This is a genomic window from Paraburkholderia phytofirmans (assembly GCF_046028095.1).
In the GTDB taxonomy this organism is placed as follows: domain Bacteria; phylum Pseudomonadota; class Gammaproteobacteria; order Burkholderiales; family Burkholderiaceae; genus Paraburkholderia; species Paraburkholderia phytofirmans_A.
In genome coordinates this window covers 253,764-272,706 of record NZ_JAQQDJ010000011.1, presented here as the reverse complement: position 1 = coordinate 272,706, position 18,943 = coordinate 253,764, and the positions used below count along the sequence as shown (strand labels likewise).

Genomic DNA, 18,943 nt, shown 5'->3' with positions numbered 1-18,943 from the left:
GCAGGGTTCACTCTTCATATGGCACCTCCCTGGGAATGGACGTGATGGTACGAATTCCAAAACTCACAACGACGCTCGCCTACGACCGCTACATGGCGGGCCAGAAACTGGTGTCGAGCGTGGATCGCCCGTGGCGGCACCTGGTGCTGCGCTCGTATCTCGAACCGGCCGAGCAGGAACTGCTGGAAGCGCCCGGCTTGCAGGACCTCACGCTGATGACGCTCGCGAGCGGCGCCGAGCATCTCGAGCGCAACCTGAACGGGCGCTGGGAAAGCGCCGATCTGCGGATGGGCGACGTCTGGTTCGTGCCGCCCGCGCCGATCTCGTGGCGTTGGCGTTCGATCAGCGATGAGCCGCTGTCGACCGTCCATTTGCACATCGAGCGCAGCCTGATCGACAGCGTCGCCGATCAGATGGAGCTTGACGGCTCCCGCGAGCTGTCGCTCGGCGACGCGATGCAGTTTCGTGATCCGCTCATCGCCGCAATGCTTGCTGCATTGCATCGCGCCGCCGCCGATCCGTCCGACTCGCGTCTCTATGTCGATGCACTGGTTCACGCGCTCGCCGCGCATCTGTTGCAGCACTATGCGCGCGGCCGCCCCGTGTCGGCCAGAACGCCGGCGCGCCCGGAACGCCTCGTGCCGCGCCGGGTCCGTCGTGTAACCGATTACATCCGCGCCAATCTCGACGGTGATCTGGCGATCAGCGAACTGGCCGCACAGGCGGGGCTAAGCAGTTTCCATTTTGCGCGGGTGTTTCGCCGCGAGACTGGCGAGACGCCGCATCAGTACGTATCGCGATTGCGGCTCGAGGAAGCAGCGCGGCTATTGCGTGCCACCGATCAGACCGTGCTGCAGATTGCGATCGCGGTTGGTTTCGAGAATGCCAGTCATTTCTCCGTGCAGTTCAAGCGTGGCTACGGCGTGACGCCGCTCGCTTACCGGCTGCGCGGCTGAAGTACGGATTGCGCGGCTGGAAGTGGCCGGCTGGTCAGCCGGCAGTGGCGGGACGACGGTTAGCGGTTCGAGGCAGCCGCATGAGGGCACCAGGATTCTCGCTGCTTCCGCCGCTTTCGCCGCCGGGCAGTGCTGCCGCCCTGCCTCCGACCGGTTACAGGGTTGGGCCGCCGGCAGGTAAAGTCCGATGAGCCGCCTTGGGGGAATCACGCACATCGCGCAGTGTGCTGCGCATTGCGCGGCTTGCAAACTACGAAGTTTCGTGGCGGCCAGGCGGTTGGACCTGGCATGGACGTGCCGATGTGGCCTGCCGGGCATTGTTCGCTCAACATGTCGGCACTGGTCCAACTGGCCTGACCAGCCGAGCCGGAACTGTATCTGTCGAAGCCTTGCATCGGACGACAGAATCATGTGCCTGCGGCCTGGCTCCCGCCCTGCGTCAAAACCTCCGACCGACCATTCCATTCACTCTCACACTGGAAACCTGGCGATGACCCGACTCCGAATCACCTCCTGCGGCCATGTCTTTACCGCCGAAACCCATCCGGACGCGCCGCAAACCGTAGCCGCCTTCCTCAAGCTCCTGCCGTACCGGCAGAAAATCATTCATGTGCGCTGGAGCGGCGAAGGCTGCTGGGTTCCGCTCGGCGACTTCAAGCTCGAGAACGACGGCGCGGCAGTCGGCTTCGAGAATCACACGAGCCATCCGTCGGTCGGCGATATTCTGTTTTATCCCGGCGGCTACAGCGAAACCGAGATCATTCTCGCGTACGGTTCGTGCTGCTTCGCGAGCAAGATGGGGCAGCTCGCGGGCAACCACTTTCTGACGATCGTCGAAGGCAAGGAGAAGCTGCGCGAACTCGGCACCAAGGTGTTGTGGGAAGGCGCGCAAGACGTGCTGTTCGAGAAGATCTGAAGCGGCGGCGGGGTGTCGCGCAAGGGGATTGCACGCGGACGGTGTTGACGCGGACTTCCTTCTTCGGGACGTGCCAGTGCGGACACGTCCTAACCCTGGTTAATTTTTGTTCCATAAATCGCGCATACTGGAGGCGCCCGGGCGGCTTGCGCAGCGCTCACCGTTTGCCTCCTGAGCGCGTTTTGCAGTCCATGCGGTCGCGTTGAGTATGTCCCGAAGGATGTCTCCCAAGGACGGCGCGGAACACCTATTTTCGCCGCCATGCGGCGCCAGGTCTCCCACATGACAGACTCGCAAGTATTGCCGCTCGCCGCATTTGCCAAACAGTTGCGCCTGCAACAGGTCGAACTGACCGAGCGCTGGATGAAAGCCGTCTTTCACGACGCAGAATTGACTGAATCCGACCGGCTGACCTACGAGCAGTTGGCCGATCACATTCCGAACATCCTCGAGGAAATCTGCAGCGTGCTGGAGAACCAGGATCTCGACCACGCCGAGAACGCGATTGAACGCGACGCGCGCCTGCACGGCAAATTGCGCTGGAAGCAAGGCTACCGGATCGACGAACTGGTGCGTGAGCTCGATCTGTTCCGGCAGATGCTGACCGGCGCGATCGTCGAGTTCAGCGAGCCGCGGCCGTTTTTCACGCGGCGTCACGAAGAGCGGGCGCGGCATTTCATCGACGAAGCCGTGAGCTTTGTCACGCTGACGTCGATCCGCGAGGTCGTCAACGAACGTGACCGCAAGATCGACGACTACACCGGGCGCCTCGAGCGCGCCAATCACGAACTGACGCTCAAGCAACGGCTGGTCGGCGATCTGTACGAGTCGCGCATGCAGATTACGCGCAGCGTGGTGCACGATTTGCGCAACTTTCTCAACGTGTTTTCGATGGCGCTGCAACTGATCAGCCGCGCGCCGGCCAAAGTCGAGACGGCGCTCGCGCTGGCGAACCGTCAGGCGGCCGATATGAAGACGCTGGTCGACGAACTGGTCGAGTACTCGGTGGTGCTGGGCGACGACAGTCCGCTCGCGCTGGAAAGCTTCGCGCTGCGCGAGTTGTTCGACGAACTGGTGATTTCGTGCGAAAGCGCGATCGAAGCGAAAGGGCTGCGTCTTCTGACCGCGTTCGACGGCGCGCTGGACGTGGTTGTCTCCAATCGTCTCAAACTCAAGCAGGTCGCGCTCAACCTGTTGACCAACGCGGCCAAATACACCAAGGCGGGGCAGGTCGAATTGAGCATGACGGCGACGGAAAACGATCGCTGGCGCCTGCGCGTGTCGGACACCGGCGTGGGCATCGGCGCGTCGGACCGGGAGCGCGTATTCAAGGAGTTCGAGCGCGCCACGGATGAGGACATTCCGGGCGCGGGCCTGGGCCTCGCGATCGTCAAGGAATTATGCCGGGTGTTGAAGGGCGAGATTCGTTTCGACTCGCAGGAAGGCGAGGGCACGATCTTCGAGATCAGCTTTCCGATGCGCCTGGAAGCCGAGGGCGGCTGATCGATCTGCCTGGCTGCGGCACGGTCCGCTGTATCAGCTCACGTCTCTTCACGTGTAGTTCTCCTGTATGACTTCCGTTTGACTGCCGAGGGTAGACTCATTGTGGTCGATGTTCGTCCTGTTTGAGAACTTCGACCGGAATCAGCACTGTCTCGTGCGCTGATTCGGAATAGTCAAAGCTACTGCTTAGAAATGCCTAAAAATAACAAGCGCGATATAAGACGTTTGGCATTTTTAGTCTTAAACGCGTTATGCCGTTTTTCCAATATAAGCTAAAAAATCGCTTTACACGGTATATTTGTGTTCGGCGACTTTGTGTCGTGGCGAGGTAGTCACGCTGTCTTAAGTTTCTATTGGATCGCGTTAAATAATTAGGATGGCATAGTAAAAGTCCTGGTGCATGGATCTTCTATAAAAGATTGGGAGGAATGTTGAACAAGTCTTGTAAGACCGTATGGAATAGCACGACCCGCACATACGCGGCGGCGTCCGAGGTGGCGAAAAGGCGTGGAGGGAGAGGGGTTGCGGGCTATGGCGCGCTGGTAGCCGCCGGTACCAGTCTGTTCGGGACGTTGGCGATGTCTTTGCCTGCAAGAGCGGCCGGGGAGTCGCCTAACCCGATCATGAATGCGCCTGTCGAATGGGATGCCGCCGATCTGGCGACTGTCCGCCAAACGCCCGAATCCAACGTGAGCCGTTCAAAACCGCTGGCGCTTGCAACTGCCGTGTTGACCGATCCAGTACCCGTCACCCAGTTCATTGCCGTCAGTCCGTTCACGACACCCGCTCTGACGACGTCCGCGTCGGGAGGCGAAAACGCAATGGCGATCGGCGTCGGTGCGATGGCCATCGACGATAACGCGCTCGCAATCGGCACGAGTTCCGGCGCTGCGCGTGTCAATACGACCGCCGTCGGCGCGGGAGCCGCTGCGTTGGCGTCGAATGCGACGGTGGTGGGCGCCGGCGCGACAAGCAACTATTTTGCAGAGAACGGTGTTGCAATCGGCTATAACGCGGCCGTTCAGAACGTCAATGCGCTGGCTATCGGGACGAACGTTCAGACCAACGCGGCGAACTCGATCGCAGCGGGTAGCGGCGCCTTTATCACGGAGGCCGCCACGAAAGCAATCGCGTTTGGTTCCGGTGCGACGGCCACGGCAGCGGGCTCGGTCGCGCTGGGTGCGGATTCCTCGGCGAACCGGGCGAATACCGTCTCGGTCGGCAGCGCCACGCTGCAACGGCAGATCGCCAATGTCGCGGCCGGCACCCAGGGCAGCGATGCCGTTACCGTCTCGCAGTTGAAGGGCATGGCGGGCGTGCTGGGAGGCGGCACCGACGTTGCCGCCGACGGAACGATCGCGAAGCCCGTCTACAAGGTCGGTGGGAGGATATATAACGATGTCGGCTCCGCGCTCGCAGCCGTCGTCACGAGCAGCACTCAAGCCAGCGCCGATTCCGTTCAGTACGATTCGACCTCACACGATAGCGTCACGTTAGGCGGCACTGCCGTGCCGGTTCGGCTCACCAACGTGCGCGCCGCGAATCTCGCTGCCAACAGTTCGGACGCCGTCAACGGCGCGCAACTGTTCGCCACCAATCAGGCCGTCGCGCAGAACACCGCCAGCATCACGAACCTCGATCAGCGCGTGACGGATAACACGACGAACATCAGCAATCTCGATCAACGCGTCACGGACAACACGACGAACATCAGCAACCTCGATCAACGCGTCACGGACAACACGACGAACATCAGCAATCTCGATCAACGCGTGACGGACAACACGACGAACATCAGCAAACTTGATCAGCGCACCACGACGATCGAAGGCAACGTGAGCAACATCACGAACCAGATCAGCAATGGTGAGATCGGGCTCGTTCAGCAGGATCAGACCTCGCGTAATCTCACCGTGGCGAAAGACACGGACGGCGCCCGCGTCGATTTCGCCGGCACCGGCGGCGCCCGCGAGTTGACGGGCATCGCAGCGGGCACCGTGGACGCATCCGCGGTCAATCTCGGCCAGTTCAAGCCGATGGTGGCCGCGCTGGGCGGCGGCGCGCAGATCAACGCCGATGGCTCGCTGACCGGCCCCAGCTATCACGTGCAGGGCGGCACGCAAACCACCGTCGGCGACGCGCTCGGCTCGCTCGACAATGGCCTCAGCACCTTGCAGCAAAGCATGGAGACCGGCGGCATCGGCATGGTCACGCAGGATCCCGTGTCGCGCGTCATCAATGTCGGTGCGACCACGGACGGCAAGCTGATCAACATGGCCGGCACCGCGGGCAAGCGCGTCATCACGGGCGTGGCAGCCGGCGCGGTCGGTCCGGCCAGCAGCGACGCGGTCAACGGCTCGCAACTGTATGCGCAGGCGGCGAGCACGGCGGTGGCGCTCGGCGGCGGGGCGACCGTCAACGCGGACGGTTCGGTTTCGGCGCCGTCGTATAGCGTGGGAGGCACGGTGGTAAACAACGTCGGCAGCGCGATCACCAACCTGGATGGCCGTGTGACGCAGAACAGCAGCGATATTGCCGGTCTGCAGACCACCGTCGGCAACCTTGGCGGCGCGGTTGCGAATGCGGTGCAGTACGACAGCTCGGCGCATGACAGGATCACGCTCGGCGGCGCGGCGGCCAATGCGCCGAAAGTCCAACTGACCAATCTGCAGGACGGCACGCTATCGTCCACCAGTACGGACGCGGTGACGGGAGCGCAACTCTGGAACACCAACCAGTCTGTCAGCACGCTTAGCCAGCAGATCAACGTGGTGCGGAACAACCAGACCAGCGGCACGCCCTATGTCGCCGTCAACAGTTCCGGCAAAGCGGCGCAGGCAATCGGCAACGGTTCTGTGGCGATCGGCGGCGGCTCGAAAGCATCGGCGCCGAATTCAGTGGCGATCGGCGAGGGCTCGGTGGCCGATGTGACGAACACGGTTTCGGTAGGCTCGTCCGGCAGCGAGCGCCGCATCACCAACGTCGCGGCCGGGCAGGGGCCGACCGACGCCGTCAACATGCAGCAGTTCCAGGGCGGCTTGAGCGACATGGCGCGCAACGCGTACTCCGGAACGGCATCGGCGCTGGCGCTGACGTCGATCCCCGAAGTCGACGCCACGAAGAACCTCGCAATCGGCGTCGGAACGGCTGGTTACAAGGGCTATCAGGCGGTGGCGGTGGGGCTGTCGGCGCGCGTCACGCAGAGTTTGAAAGTGAAACTCGGCGCGGGCATCAGTTCCGCTACGACCGCGGTCACGGCCGGCGCGGCGTATCAGTGGTAGCGAGGAGGCGGGAGATCGGCGCCCTTGAAATGCGCCGGTAGACAGTCAGCGAGTGGCACTCGCTGCAGAGGCACCCCGCACGTCTGAATGCGCGGGGTGCCGAACGACATTTACTTGAAGAGCTTCATCGCCTGCGAGAGCGTATTGACCACGCCCCATGCGAGCGGCAGCGTCACATACAGCCAGAAGACGGCGAGTTTGACCTTGCTGGTCTGATTCACTGCTTGAATGGTCGACATGCGAGTCTCCTTAAGCGCCTTTGGCGAGTTGTGCGTCGGTCATGTGGTGCTTGTCGTCCACACGCTTGATCAGCAGGTTGCAGACGAAGCCGACTACCAGCAGCACGGCCATGATGTGAACGGTCATCGTGTAGGCGTCGGCCTTGGCGACACCTTGCGCGACTTCATAGGCGCGAATGTAGTTCACCAGCACCGGACCGGCGACGCCCGCCGCGGCCCACGCCGTCAGCAGACGCCCGTGAATGCCGCCGACGAACGCCGTGCCGAACATGTCGGCGAGATAGGCCGGCACGGTGGAGAAGCCGCCGCCGTACATCGTCAGGATCACGCAGTAAGCGAGCACGAACAGGGCGATGTGGCCCGACGCCGCGAAACCCGGCACGAGGTAATACAGTACCGCGCCGAGCGCGAAGAAGATGAAGTAGGTGTTCTTGCGGCCGATCCAGTCCGACGCCGACGCCCACACGAAACGGCCGCCCATATTGAAGAGCGACAGCAGGCCGACGAAGCCGGCCGCCGCGGCTGCCGTCACCGTGTCCTTGAAGCTCTCCTGAATCATCACCGAGGCCTGGCCGAGAATGCCGATGCCGGCTGTCACGTTCAGGAACAGCACGAGCCAGATCAGATAGAACTGCGGCGTCTTCAAGGCCTGATCGATATGCACGTGATTGCGCGAGATCATTTTGTTCTGGCCGGTAACGCTCGGCGTCCAGCCGGCCGGCTTCCAGTCCGCCGGCGGCACGCGGATCGCGAGCGCGCCGATCGTCATCGAGATGAAGTAGGCGATGCCGAGCACGACGAACGTTTCGGCCACGCCGATGCTGGTCGCGCTGCGGAAGTGGTTCATCAACGCCACGGACAGCGGCGCGGCGATCATCGCGCCACCGCCGAAGCCCATGATCGCCATGCCGGTCGCCATACCGCGGCGGTCCGGGAACCAGCGGATCAGCGTGGACACCGGCGACACGTAGCCAAGTCCCAGCCCGATTCCGCCGATCACGCCGTAGCCGAGATAGAGCAGCACGATCTGATGCAGATACACGCCGAGCGCGGAAACGAGGAAGCCGCCGCCGAAGCAGCATGCGGCGGTAAACATCGTGCGGCGCGGGCCGACGCGTTCGAGCCACTTGCCGGCGAAGGCCGCCGACAAACCGAGAAACACGATCGCCAGCGAAAAGATCCAGCCGAGCGAAGTCAGCGACCAGTCATCCGCGCTGGATTGAGTAATGCCGATGACTTTCGTCAGCGGGCCGTTGAACACGGAAAAGGCGTACGCCTGGCCGATACAGAGGTGGACGGCAAGGGCCGCGGGCGGAACCATCCAGCGCGAAAAACCTGGCTTCGCGACGGTGGCCTGTTTGGAAAAGAAGGGGGCGGAGCCTGAATTCCCGCTCGGCTCGGTGATGCTGCTCATGGTCGGTCTCCGGGGTGACGAATTAGTTGTTATCGGCGCGGCACGCGAATGCTTTAGGTCTCGCGGCGTAAAAATTGCAGTTTTCGAAGCCGCTAATATATGTATTTCGATTGCATATGGCGTGCTCGAATTTGCGACGAAATCAACTTCGTCGAACGATAGGGCGCGATCATGCCCTTGGCAATATGAGATGCAAATACATAAGGTGTTTGCCTGGTGAAACACGACCGTAATCTGTCGAATCGCGGCCTGATGGTGGTGTTGTCCGGAATAAACTACCGAGTGCCCAAAGCAAAGCGGGCCGGCAGTGGCATCTTTCGCCACGCCGGCCCGCTTGACCGCGATCGGGAAAAACTCAGTCGACGGTGCGCCCGGTCTTCATCTTGGCCGCCACGAGCACCGAGATCAGGCAGCCAACGGCCAGATAAGCAGCCACCGGATGCCACGAGCCGCCGGCAAAGCTGACCAGCGCAACCGCGATAAACGGCGTGAAGCCGCCGCCGACCACGCTCGCCACCTGATAGCCCACGCCCGCACCGCTGTAGCGATACTCTGTGCCGAACAGTTCGGTGAACATGGGCTGCTGCACGCTCACCACCATGTCGTGCGCAACGTTGGCGAGCATGACGGCGAACACCACGATCCACACTGTCGAGCGTGCTTCGAGCGCGAGGAAGAACGGCACCGCGCTCAGCATGCCGACCAGCGCGCCGGTGATATACACGCGGCGGCGGCCGAAACGGTCCGCCAGCAAGGCGAAGCACGGAATCGTCACGCAACTCAGCGCGCCCACCAGCAGACCGATGGTGAGGAAGAACTCGCGCGGCATGTGCAGATTCGCCGTCGAGTAGTTCAATGCGAACGCGGTCACGATATACATCGTGAACAACTCGGCGAGACGCAGCGCGATGATCAACAGGAACGCCTTCGGATGCCGCAGCAAGGCTTCGACGATCGGCAGGCGCACGCTGCGTTCACCGTGCTTGCCGACTTTCTCGACGAATTCCTGCGACTCTTCCATGCTCGAGCGGATCCACAGCGCGATCAGCACCAGCACCACGCTGAACAGGAAGGGCAGGCGCCATCCCCAGCTCAGGAACGAGGCGTTGTCCATGGAACGGCTGATCAGCGCAATCAGTGCGGTCGAGAGCACGAGGCCCACGCCGTAGCCGACCTGCACGCCGCTGCTGTAGAACGCTTTCTTTTTCTCGGGCGCGCTTTCGACGGCCATCAACGCCGCGCCGCCCCATTCGCCGCCCACCGCGAAGCCCTGGATCGCGCGCAGACTCACGAGCAGCGCCGGTGCCCACCAGCCGATGCTGGCGAACGACGGCAGCAGGCCGATTGCGGCGGTCGACAGACCCATCATCATTACCGTGAGCACCAGCATGCGTTTGCGTCCGAGCCGGTCGCCATAGTGTCCGAACACGAAGCCGCCGAGCGGGCGGAACAGAAAGCCGACGCCGAAGGTGGCGAACGCGGCGAGCGTCCCCATCGCCGGGCTGACTTTTGGGAAAAACTCGGCATTGAAAACGAGCGCGGCGACAATGCCGTACAGCAGGAAGTCGTACCAGTCGACCACGGCGCCGACGAAGCTGCCGAGCGCCGCCTGGCGAGCCTGGCTGCGCGCTTTGCGGCTGTCGACCGTGGCGGCCGTCGGGATGGTGGTGCTCATCAAATTGTCTCCTTGAAACGCTCGGGCTGCCGGGATCGTGCGACGGATAAGACTGTGGCCGCTCGTGATCGATTGCAGGATCTGCGAAGGTTAATGATGCGGAGTCAATCCCACAATCCACATGCGCTTGAAATTGCGCGATCATCGAACGCAACTGCGCGAATAGCGCGCGTTTTGCGCGTTTACACCGAGTCTCGGGCGCTCGCGCATTGCAATGAACCACCGGAAAGCGGCCCGTGCTACCGTGAGAGCGTAATCCTGAAAACAACAGCGACTGATATACTACATACGGAATATTGATTTTTGCGGCATTGCAGCATATGATTGAGTCATTCCTTCACTCAATCATCCGGAGTTACAAATGGAAGTTGTTCCTCTCTCGCTGCTCGCCGTTGCTTTTGTCGGTTTAGGCTCTGCCGCCACTGTGCTGTTGACTCGCTGGATTCCGCAGCCGGTCGCGCAGCTCGCAGCGCAACATGGCCGCTTCGTCGGTCTGGGCGAGCAACGCGCGGCAGTGGCAAAACCGTATCGTGCGCATGTTCAACAAGAGGCGATGAATGTCGTCAGAACTTCAAACTGAAGCAGTGGCCACACCGTTGACGTTGTCATTGCAGCCGATCGGCGCGAGCGCGAGCTTGCGCGATCAGGCGTATGCGATGCTCCGCCAGGCCATTGCCGACGCGGACATCTATCAGAACCGTGAAGAAATCCGTCTCGACGAGCGGGTGCTGAGCGAGTCGCTCGGCGTGAGCCGCACGCCGGTGCGCGAGGCCATGACGCTGCTCGAACAGGAAGGTTTTCTGCGCATGGTGCCGCGCCGCGGCATCTATATCGTGCGCAAGAGCAAGCGTGAAATCGTCGAGATGATCCAGATGTGGGCCGCGCTCGAAAGCATGGCGGCGCGTCTTGCCACGCTGCACGCCACGGACGAGGAAATCGCCCGTCTGCGCCATATGTTCGACAACTTTCGCGACGCGACGCCGGCTGAGCACATCGCCGAGTATTCGGACGCCAACATCGCGTTTCACCAGGCGATTGTCGAGTTATCCAAGTCGCAGATCATTCTCGACACGATCAAGAACATCTTCATCCACGTGCGCGCGATTCGCCGCATGACCATTTCGCAGAGCGACCGCGCGTCGCGCTCGATCGTCGATCATCTGCGCATTATCGAGGCGCTGGAGAAGCGCGATACCGAGCTGGCCGAGCGTCTTACGCGTCAGCATTCGCTCGATCTGGCGGCTTTCGTCGAGGCCAATTGCGATTTTCTGGATTGACGCGGCTGCCAGCCTGAGCGGCGTTTGATGGTTGAGTAGGACAGGAAGGGCCCGCGGTGGAGACACCGGCGGGCCTTTTTGTTTGCGTCGAACGCAGGCGGCGCGTGGCTTCCCGGGCAGTGCGGGATAAACCTCGCTTGACGGTCTGAAAAATATGGTATGTGATATATCAAAAGACGCGAGCCGAAAGCCGACGCCGATGTTTCCCTCGCACCGAACGTCAGCGCTAACGTTTTTTGCCGCGAGGACAAGCCGCATAGCCAGTGCGGCGGAGAACGCACCGAAATTTGCCAGGAAATTACAAGTAGACGCCCTTTCAACAACTACGTTGCTTGTGACCAGAGTACGGCGCTAAAGCGCAAGCCCTGGTCGACACAGGAGACAGGACATGAGCAAAGCACTCGACGGTGTGCGCATTCTCGACTTCACGCATGTGCAATCCGGGCCCACCTGCACCCAACTGCTCGCATGGTTCGGCGCGGATGTCATCAAGGTGGAGCGGGCGGGCGCGGGAGACATTACGCGCGAGCAGTTGCGCGATATTCCCGATGTGGACAGCCTCTACTTCACGATGCTCAACCACAACAAGCGCTCCGTCACGATCGATACGAAGAATCCTGAAGGCAAGCAGGTGCTCGAGGCGCTGATCCAGAAATGCGACGTACTGGTCGAGAACTTCGCACCGGGCGCGCTGGACCGCATGGGCTTCACGTGGGAACGGATTCAGGAGCTGAATCCGCGCATGATCGTCGCGTCCGTCAAGGGCTTCGGTCCTGGGCCGTACGAGGATTGCAAGGTCTACGAGAACGTCGCGCAATGCGCGGGCGGCGCGGCCTCGACCACTGGCTTCGACGACGGGCCGCCGGTCGTGACAGGCGCGCAGATCGGCGACAGCGGCACCGGCCTGCATCTGGCGCTTGGCATCGTCACGGCGCTGTATCAGCGCACGCACAGCGGACGCGGTCAGCGCGTACTCGCCGCGATGCAGGACGGCGTGCTCAACCTGTGCCGCGTGAAACTGCGCGACCAGCAGCGGCTCGAACGCACCGGCGTGATGAAAGAGTATCCGCAATATCCGAACGGAGAGTTCGGTGAAGCGGTGCCGCGTGCGGGCAATGCGTCGGGCGGCGGACAGCCGGGCTGGATCCTGAAGTGCAAGGGCTGGGAAACGGACCCCAACGCTTATATCTACTTCATCACGCAGGCGCCGGTGTGGGCCAAGATCTGCAACGTGATCGGCAAGGAAGAGTGGGCCACGGATCCCAACTACGCGACGCCCGCCGCGCGTTTGCCGCATCTGAAGGACATTTTCGCCGAGATCGAACGCTGGACCATGACGAAGACCAAGTTCGAGGCCATGCAGATTCTGAACAAGTACGACATTCCGTGTGGACCGATTCTGTCGATGAAGGAAATCGCCGAAGAACCGTCGCTGCGCAAAACCGGCACGATTGTCGAAGTGGATCATCCGACTCGCGGCAAGTATCTGACGGTTGGTAATCCTATCAAACTGTCCGACAGTCCGACCGAGGTCACGCGCTCACCGTTGCTGGGTGAACATACCGACGAAGTCATGGCCGAGTTGGGCTATTCGCCCGAGCAGGTCAGTGCATTGCGCACTGCCGGTGCGATCTAGGCCCGATCCACGTAAACAGGGAGCGACGTATGGATACATGGATGCGGTTCATGTCGAGCGATGGCGGCGTCGTGTTCGGCCGTGTGGAAGGTGGCTATCTGCACGAGTATGAAGGTCTGGAGCGCCCGGTGCCGACCGGCGCCGTGCTGTCGACGCGCGCGCTGACGCCGCTCGCGCCGTGCGCGCCCGGCAAGATCGTCGCGCTGTGGAACAACTTTCACGCGCTGGCGGCGAAGCTCGACAAACCGGTGCCCGCACACCCGCTTTTTCTGTTGAAGCCCGCAGGTTCGGTGATCGGCTCGGGTGAGCCGATCAGGCGGCCGCTCAGCTATGCGGGCAAGATCGTCTATGAAGGCGAGCTCGGCATTGTGATTGGACGGCGCTGCCGGGACGCGAGTGTCGAAGAGGCGGCCGAAGCGATTTTCGGCTACACGCTCGTCAACGACGTCACCGCAGCCGATCTGTTGAACGAGAATCCGCACTTCCCGCAATGGTGCCGCGCGAAGGGCTTCGATACGTTCTGCTGTATCGGCCCGGCGATCGTCTCCGGTTTCGACTGGCAGCAAGCGCGTCTTGTCACCATGCTCGATGGCGTGGAGCGGCAGAACTATCCGCTCGCCGACATGGTTTTCTCGCCCGCCGAGCAGGTGAGTCTGATCTCGCAGGATCTCACGCTCGAGCCGGGCGACGTGATCGCGTGCGGCACGTCGGTCGGCGTCGGCTCGATCAAGGATGGCGCGACCGTAACGGTTACGGTCGACGGGATCGGCACGCTGAGCAACACCTTGAGCGCCGCGCGCGCGGGCGCCGCCGCGGGCGCGGAGCCGGTCGCGGCAGGCGCTGTCTGAACGGTCGACCGATTGCGCGATCCGTCGGGATCGCGCCCATGCATTCCGGTACGGAGGAGCAGGCATGCCGCTAGCGTATGACAGTACCGTCTGGTGTTCGCTGGCCGTGGTGTTTGCTTCCGTGTTGGCCGTTGCGCTTGCCGCAGTCGGGCAACTGCCGCTCGAACGGCGACCGAAGCGCCGCCCTGACTGGCACGCCGGTGCATTGGCCGCCGCGCTCGCAGGCCTTTTCGCAGCCGGCATGGGTGCAAGCGATGGCGTGGTCGGCGCGGCGGTGGCGGGCGCGGTGCTCGGCGCGTGGCTGGTGCGCCGGCGCAATCTGGCGCGGCGCCCGCGTCTCGTTGCGCTGTTGGGCAGCAGCATGGGGCTCGCTGTCATGTCGGGCGGCTTTGCGCGTTATCTGTCGTCGGCGGCGCAGGCGAATGTCGAGCGCGTCGAACTCTATGCCGCCGTGTTCATCGGCGCGTTGATCTTTGCCACCTCGGCCATTGCGTTCTGCAAGCTGCGCGGTGCGTTGCAGCTTGGCGCGGTGGCGCGTCCGGGGCACGGCATCGTCAATCTTTTCGCACTGCTGCTGTGTGGCTGGCTCGGCTATGGATTCGTGACGGAACCGGCGCAGCCATTCGGACTCGCCGCGCTCCTCGCGATGAGCGCACTGGCTTGTGCGATGGGCGTGCATCTGATGCTCAGCCGCGAGTATTCCGACAGCCGCGAGCATGGTCACGATTCGGGCACACTCGCCTTTGCCGCGCGTTGCCATAGCCTGACGATGCGCAAGCATGGGCTGTTGGCACGAATCGAATGGCGCGGTGGGGAAGAGCAGGGCTGGATGCTGCGCGACGTCACAACAGACTGCGTGCGTACGGCGGCCTACCCGTATCGTCGGAACGGCAGCAATGGTGTGAATGCTCAAGTGCGGCAACGTGCGTGCGACCGCCACCGGCCGGCTCGCGCTAGGACACGGCGCACGCTATGAGTGCTCGCACATTCAGGTGGGCTGGTATGACGTGTCGCGGGACCGTGATCCCGCGAACACCCTCACTCACCCGCCGACGCGAACTCGCTGAAGTACTGAGCCTTCTTGTGCAGAATCATTTGAGCGAGAAAGTCGGCATCGTATGCGCTATGCAGATGGGCGTGAAAGCGCTCGATGTAGGCAGTAATTCGAGCCGCCTCGCTATTGAATTCCTTGAGCACGTCGAGCGTGGCGCGATCCCAGCGGAAGCGCAGGCCGAGGTCGCTGAAGGCGGCGTTGTACGCGCTCAGGTGAGCGTCGTCGGGATGGATTGCGGCAACACGAGCAGTGTGCGCGCTGGGCTGAAACTCAACCGAAGCGTGATTCATGACCGGACTCCTGGGCAGACGAGTGATGGAACTCGCTTGCAGCATAGAAGTCCTGACGAATCCGCAATAGTTAAAGTTTCATTGGATCTCCATAGCCTACTGCTTATACACGCTCAATTCCTTGACGCGCGTGATCTTCTCGATCAGATTCGCGCCTTCCTCCATCAGGAAGCGTTTGAACGCGACTGCCACCGGCGGCAGTCGCTTGTTCTTTCGATGCACCACGTACCAGTTGAGCATGACCGGAAAGCTCTCGACATCGAGCACGACCAGGTGGCCGAGCTGCAATTCGAGGCTGATGGTATGCGCGGACAGAAAGGCGATACCCATGCCTGCGATCACGGCCTGCTTGATCGTCTCGGTGCTCTTGATCTCCATGGCGATCTTGAGGTTGGAAAGCCGTCCGGCAAAACCTTCCTCCATCGAATTCCACGTGTCCGAGCCGCGTTCCCGCACGATAAACGCTTCGTTCGCCAACTGGCTGAACTTGATGTTGCGCTTATTGGCAAGCGGATGCGTGGGCGCCGCCACGATCACATACGGGTGCGGTGCAAACGGCTCGTTGGTCGCGTCGGTCTCGTGGGGCGGACGCACCATCACCGCGAGATCGGTCTGATTGGTGGCGAGCTGATGCAGCAATTCCTCACGATTGTGCACGGCGAGATTGAGCACGACGCCCGAGTAGCGGCGCGTGAATTCGGCCAGCAGCCGCGGAAAGAAGTAGTCGCCGGCGCTGATCACCGCGACATTCAGCTTGCCGCCGGAGACGCCTTTGAGCTGACTCATCGCTTCGTCGACTTCGTGGAACTGTTGAATGATCGCGCGACTGTAGTGAAGCATTTCGGTGCCGGCCGGCGTCAGATAGATTTTTTTGCCGAGTTGTTCGAACAGCGGCAGCCCGGCGTGTTCTTCGAGTTGCCGGACCTGAGTGGAAACGGCCGGCTGGGTGAGGTGCAGTTCTTCGGCGGCGCGCGAGAAGCTCAGGTGGCGCGCCACCGTTTCGAAAACCTTCAGTTGCCGCAGAGTCGCATTCCGCATCGTCATGGCCGATGTATAAGCAAATGTGAATCAACATAATAACAAACTTTAATTATTAGTAATTCAGCAATGACCCTAGCATGGCTCTATATAAGAAAGCGGAATTGCCGCCGGAGCGCCTGGCGAAAAACTCGGGTTAACGCTTGGATTTGAGGCCTGATGTACGAAGCAACCGACGCTCACAGTGTAAAAGGCCTTAATTGATCGGAATAAAGCAGTTCCCAGAAAGCGATGATTTAAGCCGGTCTATTTTTAAAGCAGCGAATTAAAGACGCAAATATCAAATATTCCCGAAGAGCACGGCTTTTCGGGTCATAACCATAAGGTGGGACGCATACAGCGCGGCGCGTCGCCGAGACGACTTCCTTCGGGATGCTGGCCGGCTGCACCAGATAAATAGTGGAGACAAGCGAATGGACGATATCAGTCAGCAGACTACGAGCCGCGCATTTTGGGGCAACCGTTGGTGGCAACTCGTCATCGGCATGGTGTGCATGGCGCTCGTGGCCAATCTTCAATATGCGTGGACGTTGTTCGTCACGCCGATGAACGCGCGGCATCACTGGGGCGAAGCGTCCATTCAACTTGCGTTCGCGATTTTCATCCTCACTGAAACGTGGCTCGTGCCGCTCGAAGGCTGGCTCGTCGACAAGTTCGGACCCCGGCCCGTGGTCGCGGGCGGCGCGATTTGCGCGGGCATTGCGTGGGTGATGAACTCGTACATCACGACACTGCCGATGCTGTACGTCTCCGCGGTCATCGCCGGCATTGGTGCGGGCGGCGTGTACGGCACATGCGTGGGCAATGCGTTGAAATGGTTTCCCGACAAACGCGGACTTGCCGCGGGTCTCACGGCTGCGGGCTTCGGCGCAGGCGCCGCGGTGACGGTGATTCCGATCGCCAACATGATCACGCGTTCGGGCTATGAGCACACGTTCTTCTTCTTCGGCATCCTGCAAGGCGGATGCATTCTCGCGCTCGCGTTGCTGTTGAAGAAGCCGAACCTGCGCGCGCAAGCGGCACCGAAGAAGAAATTCGCCGTATCGAAGGTCGACTTCACGCCGGGTCAGATGATCAAGACGCCGGTGTTCTGGGTGATCTACGTATCGTTCGTCGCCGTGGCCGCGGGCGGTTTGATGGCTACCGCGCAGATCGGTCCGATCGCGAAAGACTGGGGCCTTGCACGCATCCCGATGACGATCTTCGGCATGACCTTGCCGCTTCTGACCGCGACGCTTTCCATCGACAACGTGTGCAACGGTTTTACGCGTCCGCTGTGCGGCTTCATCTCCGACAAGCTCGGCCGTGAAAACACGATGTTCGTGATCTTTATCGGCGAAGGCCTGGCGTTGCTCGGTCTGATGCAATACGGCACTAACCCGTACGCGTTCATGACGTTCGCCGCATTGATCTTCCTGTTCTGGGGCGAAATCTTTTCGATCTTCCCGGCGATCTGTGCGGATACCTTCGGCAGCAAATACGCCGCGGCCAACGCAGGCACGCTGTACACCGCCAAAGGTACGGCCTCGCTGCTGGTGCCGATCGCGTCGGTACTGTCGGCAACGGGCGGATGGAGTCTAGTGTTTATCGTCTCAGCGGTCGTGACGATCGCCGCGGGCATCGCCGCGAAGTTCGTACTCGCGCCGATGCGTTCGCGCTGGATCGAAACGCACAACGAGCCGCAAGGCGTGCTGGCCGTTGCCGGCAACGGCCAGGCTTCGCGCTTGAGCCATTGGCCTGAGCAGACAGGAGAATAGGCGAATGGCCCACACCCGGCAGTGACGTCATGAATGTTTCGTTGCAGCAACTCAAGGTGTTTGTCGCCGTCGCGCGTGAGCGGAGTTTTACGCGCGCGGCGCGTGAGTTCGACTTGACGCAATCGGCGGTGAGTCGTTGCGTGCGCGAACTCGAAGAAGCCGTGGAATTGAAGCTGTTTGACCGCACCACGCGTCAGGTCGAACTGACGCATGCGGGCGCGAGCCTCGAGCGAAGAATCGGCCGATTGCTCGATGAAATCGAACTCACGCTGCGTGAAGAGCGCGCCGCTTACGACGGCCACACCGGTGTGGTGGTGCTTGCCAGCAATCCGGTGTTGTCGTCGAGTTGGGTGGCGCAGGGACTCGCGCGCTGCGCGGCGGCTTTTCCGGAGCTCGCCGTCTCCGTCAGGGATCAGCCGCAAAGCGGCGTGCTCGCGAGTGTCGAACAAGGCGAGGTGGACTTCGGTGTGGTCTCGATGGCCGAGCCGCTTGTTGGCGACCTGTTGCACGCGCAACTGGTCTTCTCGACATCACTCCACGCGGTGATGCCGCCTGCGCATCCGCTAGCCCGCCACGCGAGTGTTGCGTGGAGCGAGTTGCACGAGTGGGCGCTCATCACGCTGAACGCCGACACGGGTATGCGCGCGGCGCTCGAACTCGCCTTCAACGCGAACGGCGTGAAACGACGGCCGGTGCAGGAACTCGGACATGTCGCGGCGGTGCTGCGCATGGTCGAACTCGGGCTCGGCGTCGGCATATTGCCCGTCGACACGCATTGGCCTGCAATCGGCGCATCATTAGTCAGCCGGCCGCTCGCGCCCGCGATGAATCTGGCGACACTGCTCGTGCATCGCCGCAACCGTTCCCTCCGACCCAATGCCGCAGCCGCCTGGGCCCAGTTCTCCACCACTTCACAGACCACCGACGTGTCGCCGTCCGCTTCGCAGATACACGCGAAGCCGACCGTTGCGCGCGACGGCGCCGTTCTCCACGAACCCTAGCGTCATCTACTCGAAGCGGCTCGCACGCACTCAGCCCACGCAACATCCAAGCAAGGAG

General features: G+C 61.8%; 16 protein-coding genes. 11 read left to right on the top strand and 5 right to left on the bottom strand.

Going from position 1 to position 18,943, the window contains the following annotated elements:
* The first annotated feature begins 44 nt into the window (after window positions 1–44).
* From PQR54_RS28290 to PQR54_RS28275, 4 genes are all read left to right on the top strand, one after another.
* Window positions 45–956: an AraC family transcriptional regulator gene (locus tag PQR54_RS28290; protein ID WP_408251478.1), complete on the top strand. Its 912-nt coding sequence runs from the start codon at window positions 45–47 to the stop codon at window positions 954–956.
* Window positions 957–1,446: 490 nt separating this feature from the next.
* Entirely contained in the window at window positions 1,447–1,872 is a 426-nt protein-coding gene (locus PQR54_RS28285) for a DUF3830 family protein (RefSeq protein ID WP_120295817.1), read from the top strand.
* A gap of 282 nt (window positions 1,873–2,154) precedes the next feature.
* Window positions 2,155–3,375 (top strand): sensor histidine kinase, encoded by a 1,221-nt coding sequence (locus PQR54_RS28280; protein WP_408251475.1) that lies wholly within the window; start codon window positions 2,155–2,157, stop codon window positions 3,373–3,375.
* Window positions 3,376–3,803: 428 nt separating this feature from the next.
* The gene (locus PQR54_RS28275; RefSeq protein WP_408251473.1) at window positions 3,804–6,656 is read left to right on the top strand and encodes a YadA-like family protein; all 2,853 of its coding nucleotides are present in this window, start codon (window positions 3,804–3,806) and stop codon (window positions 6,654–6,656) included.
* A gap of 110 nt (window positions 6,657–6,766) precedes the next feature.
* Here PQR54_RS28275 and PQR54_RS28270 read toward each other — a convergent pair whose 3' ends face one another.
* From PQR54_RS28270 to shiA, 3 genes are all read right to left on the bottom strand, one after another.
* A complete protein-coding gene (locus PQR54_RS28270) occupies window positions 6,767–6,895 on the bottom strand; it encodes an MFS transporter small subunit (RefSeq protein ID WP_106282486.1) in 129 nt (42 codons plus the stop codon).
* A 10-nt stretch (window positions 6,896–6,905) separates the two neighbouring features.
* On the bottom strand, window positions 6,906–8,309 hold the full coding sequence (locus PQR54_RS28265) for an L-lactate MFS transporter (RefSeq protein ID WP_408251471.1): 1,404 nt from the start codon (window positions 8,307–8,309) through the stop codon (window positions 6,906–6,908).
* A gap of 355 nt (window positions 8,310–8,664) precedes the next feature.
* Entirely contained in the window at window positions 8,665–9,984 is a 1,320-nt protein-coding gene (gene shiA, locus PQR54_RS28260; RefSeq protein WP_408251469.1) for a shikimate transporter, read from the bottom strand.
* A gap of 361 nt (window positions 9,985–10,345) precedes the next feature.
* On the opposite strand from shiA, the gene PQR54_RS28255 reads away from it, so the two are divergent.
* The 5 genes from PQR54_RS28255 (at window position 10,346) to PQR54_RS28235 (ending at window position 14,721) form a co-directional block, all read left to right on the top strand.
* Entirely contained in the window at window positions 10,346–10,564 is a 219-nt protein-coding gene (locus tag PQR54_RS28255) for a hypothetical protein (protein ID WP_408251467.1), read from the top strand.
* Window positions 10,542–11,261 (top strand): GntR family transcriptional regulator, encoded by a 720-nt coding sequence (locus PQR54_RS28250; RefSeq protein WP_012427873.1) that lies wholly within the window; start codon window positions 10,542–10,544, stop codon window positions 11,259–11,261. The genes PQR54_RS28255 and PQR54_RS28250 overlap by 23 nt, the downstream gene beginning before the upstream one ends.
* Before the next feature lie 388 nt (window positions 11,262–11,649).
* Entirely contained in the window at window positions 11,650–12,897 is a 1,248-nt protein-coding gene (gene frc, locus PQR54_RS28245; RefSeq protein ID WP_106282483.1) for a formyl-CoA transferase, read from the top strand.
* Between the two features lie 29 nt (window positions 12,898–12,926).
* Complete coding sequence (locus PQR54_RS28240) at window positions 12,927–13,745, top strand: fumarylacetoacetate hydrolase family protein (protein WP_408251464.1); 819 nt, start codon at window positions 12,927–12,929, stop codon at window positions 13,743–13,745.
* Between the two features lie 64 nt (window positions 13,746–13,809).
* Window positions 13,810–14,721, top strand: a complete 912-nt coding sequence (locus PQR54_RS28235; protein WP_408251462.1) for an NAD(P)(+) transhydrogenase (Re/Si-specific) subunit beta — start codon at window positions 13,810–13,812, stop codon at window positions 14,719–14,721.
* 62 nt (window positions 14,722–14,783) lie between these two features.
* Here PQR54_RS28235 and PQR54_RS28230 read toward each other — a convergent pair whose 3' ends face one another.
* The gene (locus tag PQR54_RS28230) at window positions 14,784–15,089 is read right to left on the bottom strand and encodes a hypothetical protein (RefSeq protein WP_408251460.1); all 306 of its coding nucleotides are present in this window, start codon (window positions 15,087–15,089) and stop codon (window positions 14,784–14,786) included.
* Between the two features lie 96 nt (window positions 15,090–15,185).
* A complete protein-coding gene (locus PQR54_RS28225; protein ID WP_408251458.1) occupies window positions 15,186–16,133 on the bottom strand; it encodes a LysR family transcriptional regulator in 948 nt (315 codons plus the stop codon).
* Window positions 16,134–16,540: 407 nt separating this feature from the next.
* On the opposite strand from PQR54_RS28225, the gene oxlT reads away from it, so the two are divergent.
* Together oxlT and PQR54_RS28215 are read left to right on the top strand one after the other, a co-directional pair.
* Window positions 16,541–17,884: an oxalate/formate MFS antiporter gene (gene oxlT / locus PQR54_RS28220; protein WP_408251457.1), complete on the top strand. Its 1,344-nt coding sequence runs from the start codon at window positions 16,541–16,543 to the stop codon at window positions 17,882–17,884.
* A gap of 29 nt (window positions 17,885–17,913) precedes the next feature.
* Window positions 17,914–18,885, top strand: a complete 972-nt coding sequence (locus PQR54_RS28215; RefSeq protein WP_408251455.1) for a LysR family transcriptional regulator — start codon at window positions 17,914–17,916, stop codon at window positions 18,883–18,885.
* Window positions 18,886–18,943 lie beyond the last annotated feature (58 nt).